Source organism: Marinicrinis lubricantis (genome assembly GCF_042658665.1).
Taxonomy (GTDB): domain Bacteria; phylum Bacillota; class Bacilli; order Paenibacillales; family KCTC-33676; genus Marinicrinis; species Marinicrinis lubricantis.
On record NZ_JBHSQV010000058.1, the window covers coordinates 1 to 878 of the forward strand.

At 37.9% G+C, this 878-nt stretch carries 1 protein-coding gene; it reads right to left on the bottom strand.

The genetic code is table 11. The features are described 5' to 3' along the window. On the bottom strand, positions 1 to 878 hold an 878-nt coding region (locus ACFPXP_RS08010; protein ID WP_379893715.1), incomplete at both ends, for an IS3 family transposase.

Genomic DNA, 878 nt, shown 5'->3' on the forward strand with positions numbered 1-878 from the left:
TATCGGTGCCAGATGGTTGAGTCGTTTTTGGAAGCGTTGGAAGTTATAGAAGTAGATATATTGCTCAACGGCTTGTCTAATTTCTTCCTCAGAATTGTCGTTTAACAGATACAAACACTCGCTTTTAAAATGAGAGAAAAATGACTCAATACAAGCGTTGTCATGGCAGTTTCCTTTACGAGAATGGCTGCCAATCATGCCGAGCTGTTCTACCTTTTGGTGATACTTTATAGATGTGTATTGGTAGCCCTGATCCGAGTGGAGGATGCTTCGATACACATTTCTTTTTGCCGCCAATTCATGCAATGTATCTATCACTAACTCTAAATCGTTTCGTTCACTAATTTTCCATGCGACGATTTCGTTGTTATATAAATCTTGAACAGCTGACAGGTACAGGAAGCCATTTTTTGTTGGTAAATACGTAATGTCCGTAACGAGTACCTCATTGACTGTACGTTCCTTGAATTTGCGTTCTAACACATTATCGAATACACGTGAAATACGATTTCCCCACACACGACGCTTTTTACGGATAATTGATTGGATGCCTAATTCGTTCATTAATCGATATACTTTTTTATGATTCACCTTGAAGCCTTTCTCTCGTAAAGCCATTTTCATACGAGGATAGCCGTACATTTTATGCGTTTGATGAATGTCTAAAATATGTTCCTTTAATCGAACATCCTCACGTTTACGTAACGATACCTTGCCATTTTTCAACCATTTATAGTAACCTGAACGCTCTACTTTTGCCATTTCAGTAAGCCACGTAATTGGATAACGGTCCTTCATTTCTTCAATAATGTGATAGCGATCTGGATAAGTTGGCATTCCTCCATTTATAGATTTGGATACTGCTTTTTTAAGTATTC